Raw genomic sequence first — 6,226 nt, forward strand, 5'->3', positions numbered from 1 at the left:
CAGGGTGCGAACGAAAGTGTTGGGCGAGTCCCGCTCTGATAATTGTCAGCGACGTGAGCAAACGTAAGGAAATTAGCGGAGAGTTGCGATAGAGTAGGGAACCCATCCACGGAGAGAAGCCATGCCTAAGATTTCCCACATCGAACCTTGCGATTCCAGAGACTTGGTGGCCCGTTTGGAGGCTAATCCAAAGATACTGGCGAAAGTGCTAGAGATGCTGGAGTTGGTGGAGAACGCCGAAGGGGATCTGCGTCGGGCCGATGAAGCCGAGCGCCGCGTGATAGAAATTCTCCGCGGGACGGGCCAGGAGATTCTGACGGGATGGGCCGAGCAGGTTGCTGAGGCGGTGACAGCCGAGGTGCGGGCCGCTGAGCCGGTCGTGGTACACGCGAAAAAAAAGTTCTCTGGTATACGACATACGGCTCGGTCATGGTGGAGGAGGAATGCTTTCTCCACAAAGAAACAAACCGGCTGCTTCGTCCTTTTTCAGAAGCTGCCGGTGTCCGTTGCCGGAGCCATTCTCTGCCACTGGAGCGCGCCGTGACGGACTTGGGCGCCGACCTTCCCTTTGGACAGGTTGCGGCAAAAATCAAGGAGCACTACGGTGTTGACTTGGCGGTCAGTGCGCCCCGGACGCTCACCGAACGGGTGGCCTGTGAATTAACGGAGGCAGATTGCCTGCCGGTGGCGGGCCCATCGAACACCGCGAAGAGGCTGATTGTGGAGACGGACGGCGGAATGGTGCCCCTTGTCGAGACCGTGGCGGGCGCTGCGGACGCCCGCAAGGGGAAGTGCACGCACTGGCGAGAAGCGAAGGTCTGTATTGCACAGCGGCAGGGCGAGGCCGTTCCCAAGGCCGGCGTGGCGAGAAAGGGTCCCCTGGAAGCGGGGGCCCTCCTGAAGCGGCTGGTCGATGCGCTGGGATTTGGCCCCAAGACCCAGGTTCACGGTGTTGGCGACGGGGCGACCTGGATCAGCAGCCAAATTGCGAAGAATGACCATGATTCGTACCCGTTTTGCGCCTTCGCCAACCGGTTTCCTGCATATCGGCGGGGCGCGCACTGCTCTTTTCGCGTGGGCTTACGCTCGCCACCATGCCGGCCGCTTCATCCTGCGCATCGAGGACACCGACCTGGTACGTTCGACTCCGGAAGCGGTGCAGGCAATTCTGGATGGCATGCATTGGCTGGGCCTCACCCACGACGAGGGGCCCTTCTACCAGACGCAACGGATGTCTCGCTACCGGGAGGTGATCGAAGAAATGCTCCTGGCCGGTAGCGCCTACCCCTGTTACATGACGCCGGCAGAACTCGATCACCTGCGTGAGGAGCAGCGTGCCGCAGGCCTCAAACCACGTTACGATGGTCGCTGGCGTCCGGAACCGGGCAAGACCTTGCCGACGCCGCCAGCAGGGATGCGGCCGGTGATCCGCTTCAGAAATCCGACCGACGGGGTGGTCGCCTGGGATGACCTCGTCAAGGGGCGGATCGAGATCGCCAATGAGGAACTTGACGACCTGGTCATTGCGCGCGCCGATGGCACGCCGACCTACAACTTCTGTGTCGTCGTCGATGACCGGGATATGGGCATCACGCACGTCATCCGTGGCGACGACCATGTCAACAACACGCCGCGCCAGATCAACATCCTGCAGGCGCTCGGTGCACAATTGCCGCTCTATGCGCACCTGTCAATGATTCTTGGCGACGATGGCCAGAAACTGTCGAAGCGGCATGGCGCGGTCAGCGTCATGCAGTACGACGACGAGGGCTATCTGCCGGAAGCGGTGCTCAATTATCTCGCACGCCTCGGCTGGTCGCATGGCGATGACGAGATTTTCTCGATGCCACAGTTCTGTGAATGGTTCGACCTCGACCATATCACCCCGTCAGCAGCACAGTTCAATACCGAAAAGCTGAACTGGCTCAATGCCTACTACCTGAAGCGCACCGAAACGGCGCGACTGGCAGATCTGGTGCGACCACGGCTGCAGGCGCGCGGTGTCACGGTTGCCGCCGCACCGTCGCTCGCAGCGATCATCGATCTGTACAAGGAGCGTGCCGCCAACCTGAACGAACTTGCCGACCTCGCGGAAGTGTTCTACATCGAACTGCATCCGAAAGCGGAGCTGCTGGCAAAGCACCTTACCCCGGAAACGCTGCCGGCGCTGGAAGATTTCATTGATCACCTGCCGGAGGTTGCCTGGGAAGCCTCCGCAATTGGCGCCTTGATCAAGGCGAGCGTTGCCAGGCACGGGCTGAAGATGCCCAAGCTGGCGATGCCGCTGCGCGTGATGTTGACGGGCCTGGAACAGACCCCGTCGGTCGATGCCGTGGTCGCCCTTTTCCCGCGCGAGACGGTGCTCAAGCGACTCGCCGTGGCCAGGTAAGACCTGACGATCATGAGTTTCATGATCGTGGGTGCCTGGAAAAGTCATGACCGTTGGGCGTTGCCGGAGAGGCGGTGTCGTCGCGGTGCCGGCATACCGTGGCCGCCGGTCTGCTCACCACGCGCAAATCCGCGCCGATGTCACGTCGTTCTCCCAGCACGCCTTTTCGGTTGGGCTGCGAATGAAGCGGCCAGGCAAGGGAATATTGCCTTTGCCAAGATTGAGGAAACCGTAAGCGAGCCCAGGTTCCACCATATTCAAGGTGTAAGTCGGCTTCCCTGGGGCCGAGATTTGAAAACTGCCATCCCGCGCCATGGCCCGGAACTCGCACTTGAAATTGCCCTCGTCACTCGTCGAGCAGCGGGCCGGCCGCGCTTCTGCGACGTATGCCTGGCAGAGAATGGCGGCAAGAACGCTGTGCACCACCAGCGAACGCGGACCTGCTCCGGAAAGTCTTGCCAGGATCACCGTCGACCGCCTCCCACGACCAAGCGATCCAGGAACGACCCGCCCTGGCGACATTGGAGACTGGGAAATTCCAATCCAGACAGGGCATGATGAGGCCACGTTCCCGAATGCATTCTGCTGACGGTCTGTTGACTGCTTACGGGTGGCATGACGGTATTTCAGTCGGTAGCGGCTCTCAGTGCGGCCCAGGTTCGCGCACCCACCACCCCGTCCGCAGTGAGACGGTGCCGTGTCTGGAAATCAAGCACGGCTTCCCTGGTGTGATCGCCATAATGTCCGTCCACCAAGAGACGATACCCGACATCGATCAACTCGTTCTGCAGATCCACGACGGCATCGTTGCAGTCTCCAGGGCGGAGTGTCGGATTCCTGGCGGTAGGGGTACTCTCCGCCAGCCAGATCGCTTTGGCCTTGCTCAGGTAGCGTTGGCGATCGTCGAAGCCATTGAAGCCACCATTCACGGCGCGCGTGACGGCGCGAATGTCGTCGCGGTCGGCAAATCGGTTGATATCCCGGCGTCGCCAATACGAGACCGCCGACAACAGGGCCCACGGAAATTGTTCCAGAGCCATCGGTTGCTGCTCGAAATCCGGCGCTCCGGGAACGATCTTGCGGATGTCGTCACGCGCTTCCCGATAGTTCGCCCGCCCGGTGGTCTGGATCAGGCCCCGTCCACGATACCGCGGACCATCTCCCGGTTGCACATTCCCCAGATCCTTTCTGCCCTCGTAGGCGTTGCCGGAGGCAAACTCGCGGGTCGTTCTGAAGTGCGCACTTTCGTGCGCGAGCTGGGCCATGAAATGACAAATCCGGAGCGGGGTCTCGATTCCGCCACTCGCCATGAGCTGCTGATGGTCCACGATTCCTTGCACGATCGAAGGAACCGCAGAGGCTGACAGCTCGAGAATGTCGGATGCAGTAATTTTTTCCATCGCCAAGCTCCCAAAACAAGAATGAACGATCAATTCAGGCCGACCTCGCCACACTTGCGGTCGTCCACTCTGGCGCCGCATGTAGGCGCAAGCCGCGGAAGGAGGATCGCCCGGACGGCCAGCGGATTGAAATTAAAGGAGAACAATTCGCCAGATCCAAATTTGCCGACCGTGGCTGAACCGTCGACGTCGCAGGGGCAAGCCGTGCCTGCTCAATCGTCAAGCACCACGCTGGTGTAGACCTCCTGAACGTCATCAAGGTTCTCGAGGGCGTCGATCAGCTTCTGCATGCGCAGCGACTCGTCGCCGCCGAGTGCTGTCTCGTTCTCGGCTTTCATCGTCACGCCTCCGTATTCGGACTTGAAACCGGCGGCCTCGAGCGCTTCCTTGACCGCCATGTAATCGTTCGGCGCGGTGAGCACTTCGACCGAGCCATCCTCGTTGGCGAGGACGTCGTCGGCGCCGGCCTCGATCGCCGCGTCCATCAGCGCGGCTTCGTCGGTGCCGGGAGCAAACAGCAACTGCCCGCAGTGCCTGAACTGGAAGGCGACACAGCCGTCGGTGCCGAGATTGCCGCCATACTTGTTGAAAGCGTGGCGCACGTCGGCAACGGTGCGCGTCTTGTTGTCGGTCAGGCAGTCGACGATCACCGCAGCGCCACCGATGCCGTAGCCTTCATAACGGATTTCGATGTACTCGACGCCTTCAATCTCGCCGGTTCCCTTCTTGATCGCGTTGTCGATCTTGTCCTTGGGCATGTTGACGCCTTTGCCCTTGTCGATGGCCAGGCGCAGGCGCGGGTTGAACGACGGGTCGCCGCCGCCCCTCTTGGCGGAGACGGTGATTTCCCTGGCGATCTTGGAAAACGATGCGCTGCGCTTCTCATCCTGGCGTCCCTTGCGGTGCTGGATGTTGGCCCATTTGGAGTGTCCTGCCATGCTGACCTCTGATGATTGCCGATCGGGTCCGGCTGCTGCCCGGTGCAACAAACCCGACCGCAAATGGTTGATAATCAAACCCCACATTTTAGCACTTCCCGTCATCCCTTCCTGCCACCACTTTTCGGAGTCGATCATGGTTACCCCTCTGCTCATTGCCAGACACGAAGATATCGATCTGGCCCTGCTGCCAGCCCTGGCCAACCGGCACGGTCTGATCACCGGCGCCACCGGTACCGGCAAGACGATCACGCTGCAATTGCTCGCCGAACGCTTTTCGGCCATTGGCGTGCCGGTGTTCATGGCTGACGTCAAGGGCGATCTTTCTGGCCTGGCCGCTCCCGGCAGCCTGACGCCAAAGCTGCAGGCGCGCCTGGACGCACTCGGCGTTTCCGACTACGCGCCGGCGAAATGCCCGGTCACCTTCTGGGATGTGTTCGGCGCGCAGGGACATCCGGTGCGCGCGACGATCTCGGACATGGGGCCGGTGCTGCTGTCGCGGCTGCTGAATCTCAACGACACGCAGGCCGGGGTGCTGCAACTGGTGTTTCGTATCGCTGACGACAACGGTCTGTTGCTGCTCGATCTCAAGGATCTGCGGGCGATGATCCAGTATGTCGGTGAGAACGCCAAGAACTTTACCACCGAGTACGGCAACGTCTCGGCAGCTTCGATCGGTGCCATCCAGCGCGGCTTGCTGAACCTGGGTGAGCAGGGGGGTGAGGTCTTCTTCGGTGAGCCGATGCTCGACATTGCCGACCTGATGCAGACCGACGATGGCCGGGGAGTGGTCAACATTCTGGCTGGCGACAAGCTGATGGCTTCGCCGCGCCTCTATTCAACTTTTTTGCTCTGGCTGCTCTCCGAACTGTTCGAGCAATTGCCGGAAGTCGGCGACCTCGACAAACCCAGGCTGGTCTTCTTTTTCGACGAAGCGCATCTGCTGTTCAACGAAGCGCCTGCGGCACTCCTGGAAAAGATCGAGCAGGTGGTGCGTCTGATCCGTTCCAAGGGCGTCGGCATCTACTTCGTCACGCAGAATCCGCTCGACATTCCCGATACCGTTCTCGGGCAGCTTGGCAACCGGGTTCAGCACGCGCTGCGCGCGTTCACGCCGCGAGACCAGAAAGCCGTGAAAGCGGCCGCGCAGACCTTGCGGGCGAATCCGAAGTTCGACGCCGAGACGGCAATCAGCGAACTCGGCGTCGGCGAGGCGCTGGTTTCGTTCCTCGACGGCCATGGCCGGCCGAGCGTCGTCGAGCGTGCCTTGATTCTGCCGCCAGCGTCGCGCATCGGTCCGCAGACCACCGAAGAGCGGCAGGCAGTGATCAGGAGTTCGGCGATTTACGGGCATTACGAGCAGGTCATCGATCGCGAGTCGGCTTACGAGAAGCTCAAAGGAAGCGCTGTCGCCACGCAGCCGAACGGTGGCGCGCCTGCTGGCGAGGCGGCACCGGCTGCGCCGGGTGGCGGCTGGCTGGGAGGGCTGAGCGACCTGT

Annotated in this window: 6 protein-coding genes; 3 read left to right on the top strand and 3 right to left on the bottom strand. The window is 61.3% G+C overall.

The genetic code is table 11. The features are described from left to right. The first annotated feature begins 121 nt into the window (after nt 1–121). Nucleotides 122–544, top strand: a complete 423-nt coding sequence (locus CAPSK01_RS20990; RefSeq protein WP_034931510.1) for a hypothetical protein — start codon at nt 122–124, stop codon at nt 542–544. A gap of 456 nt (nt 545–1,000) precedes the next feature. Then, nucleotides 1,001–2,389 carry a glutamate--tRNA ligase gene (gltX, locus tag CAPSK01_RS20995; RefSeq protein ID WP_273704223.1) on the top strand — a complete coding sequence of 463 codons (1,389 nt, stop codon included), beginning with the start codon at nt 1,001–1,003 and terminating at the stop codon, nt 2,387–2,389. 114 nt (nt 2,390–2,503) lie between these two features. Here the strand turns inward: gltX and CAPSK01_RS21000 are convergent, their stop codons facing one another. From CAPSK01_RS21000 to CAPSK01_RS21010, 3 genes are all read right to left on the bottom strand, one after another. Continuing rightward, a complete protein-coding gene (locus tag CAPSK01_RS21000) occupies nt 2,504–2,857 on the bottom strand; it encodes a hypothetical protein (RefSeq protein WP_273704224.1) in 354 nt (117 codons plus the stop codon). A gap of 158 nt (nt 2,858–3,015) precedes the next feature. Continuing rightward, nucleotides 3,016–3,789 (bottom strand): peptidoglycan-binding protein, encoded by a 774-nt coding sequence (locus tag CAPSK01_RS21005; protein WP_273704225.1) that lies wholly within the window; start codon nt 3,787–3,789, stop codon nt 3,016–3,018. Between the two features lie 212 nt (nt 3,790–4,001). Continuing rightward, the gene (locus tag CAPSK01_RS21010; RefSeq protein WP_034931730.1) at nt 4,002–4,727 is read right to left on the bottom strand and encodes a YebC/PmpR family DNA-binding transcriptional regulator; all 726 of its coding nucleotides are present in this window, start codon (nt 4,725–4,727) and stop codon (nt 4,002–4,004) included. A 136-nt stretch (nt 4,728–4,863) separates the two neighbouring features. On the opposite strand from CAPSK01_RS21010, the gene CAPSK01_RS21015 reads away from it, so the two are divergent. After that, nucleotides 4,864–6,226 (top strand): helicase HerA-like domain-containing protein (locus tag CAPSK01_RS21015; RefSeq protein ID WP_273704226.1); only part of this gene is annotated, 1,363 nt, incomplete at its 3' end.

Source organism: Candidatus Accumulibacter vicinus, from assembly GCF_000584955.1.
Lineage (GTDB): Bacteria > Pseudomonadota > Gammaproteobacteria > Burkholderiales > Rhodocyclaceae > Accumulibacter > Accumulibacter vicinus.